General features: G+C 62.7%; 2 protein-coding genes. One reads left to right on the top strand and one right to left on the bottom strand.

The window, feature by feature from the left end:
• Positions 1-390: ATP-binding cassette domain-containing protein (locus tag LPA44_RS17975; protein WP_230890847.1), on the bottom strand; the 390-nt coding region annotated here is incomplete at its 3' end.
• Positions 391-547: 157 nt separating this feature from the next.
• Between LPA44_RS17975 and LPA44_RS17970 the strand changes: the two genes are divergently transcribed.
• Positions 548-1,591 (top strand): substrate-binding domain-containing protein (locus tag LPA44_RS17970; protein WP_230890846.1); only part of this gene is annotated, 1,044 nt, incomplete at its 3' end.

Genomic DNA, 1,591 nt, shown 5'->3' with positions numbered 1-1,591 from the left:
GTCTCGTCGGTCATCGAGACCGACGAACGCGAGCGTCTCGTGGGCGCGCTCGTAGGGGTCGTTGGTGCGGCCGCCGAATTCGGCGCCGACGGCCACGTTCTCGAGAAGCGTGAGACCCTCAAACGGCCGCACGATCTGATGACTCTTGGCGAGACCGCGAGCGCAGAGCTGGTAGGGCTCCAAACCGGTCACGTCCTCGTCCTTGAATCGTACCGTCCCCTCGCTCGGGGCGTACGTGCCAGAGATGACGTTGAACAGCGTCGATTTGCCCGCGCCGTTCGGGCCGATGAGGCCGACGGTCTCGCCCTGGGCGATCTCGAAGGAGACGTCGTCGACGGCGACAATGCCACCGAATCGTTTGGTGAGTCCGTCCCCTGCTAACATTGGCATACTGTGCTATCGGCTTACAAACCCCAATAGTTAAATCTACCTCCTCACACCACAGGCCTCGCGCCCGCGCGGCCGAGTGAGCCAGTAAACCCGTCACAGACGTGTCGGACACGAACATTTATTATAGTCGAACGGATTACCTCCTATGGAGTTATCAATGCCAAGACCACGACGACGGTCTTTCATCAAGACCAGCGGCGCCGCTGCGGTCGCCGGAATAACTGGCCTCGCCGGCTGTTCGGGCGGCAACGGAAACGGGACGCAATCAGGCACTACCGGAACGGGCGGTAGCGGCTCAGACACGTACACGATCGCCTCGACGCTCCCCGAAACGGGCGCGTTCTCGCCGCTCTACCAGGATCTCAAGCGGGGGTATGAGATGGGCGTCGCCCGAGTCAACGCGAACGGCGGCGTCCACGGGAAGGAAGTCGAGCTCATCGTCAAGGACGACGAGAGCGATCCGCGGGTGCTTCGGGAGAAGCTCACTCAGATGATCAGCAACAACGATGTCGACATGATCTGGGGGAGCTTCGGCGGCGTCCTCGTCACCTCAATGGTCGCCATCGCCGAGCGCGAGCAGATCCCGCTCATCAGCGTGACCTTCGGCGAGACGAAACTGCCCGAGGAACGTGGCTACGAGTGGTCGTGCTTCCCATTCCCCAACAGCCGCCAACACGCAGAGTCCACGACAGCCGTCCTCCAGATGATCCCCGAGGACGAGCGTCCGACCCGGATCGGCCAATGGGTACCGAACACGAACTGGAGCATCGAACAGGCCAATTACTGGGAGCAAGCGCTCACGGACGCGGGCTTCGAGATGGTGTTCCGTGAGAAACACCAGCTCCACGCCAGCGACTTCAGCTCGCTGATCTCGAAGTCCGAGAGCGCGGGCGTCGAGGCCCTACTCGGCACGCCCGCACCCGACGGCGGAATCACGGCGATGAAGCAGATCAACGAATCGACCTTCACGCCGAGCTACATCCAGTTCGTCCGGGCCGCCGATACCTCGGGCTGGTGGAACGCGCTCGGTGAGGCTGGTCGCGACGTCATCATGGCTCCGGGATGGGTGCCCGGGCAGACCGGCAACGGGACCGAGGAGCTGTTGCAGACCTACTACGAGCGCTACGACGTCCCGAAGGACGACCTCCCTGCAGTGATGACTGGAGCGAGTTACAACCTCACGCAGGTCTTCGAACAGGCG

This window comes from Halobacterium sp. KA-4 (assembly GCF_021028995.1).
Lineage (GTDB): Archaea > Halobacteriota > Halobacteria > Halobacteriales > Halobacteriaceae > Halobacterium.
This window is presented reverse-complemented; position numbering and strand designations above follow the sequence as displayed.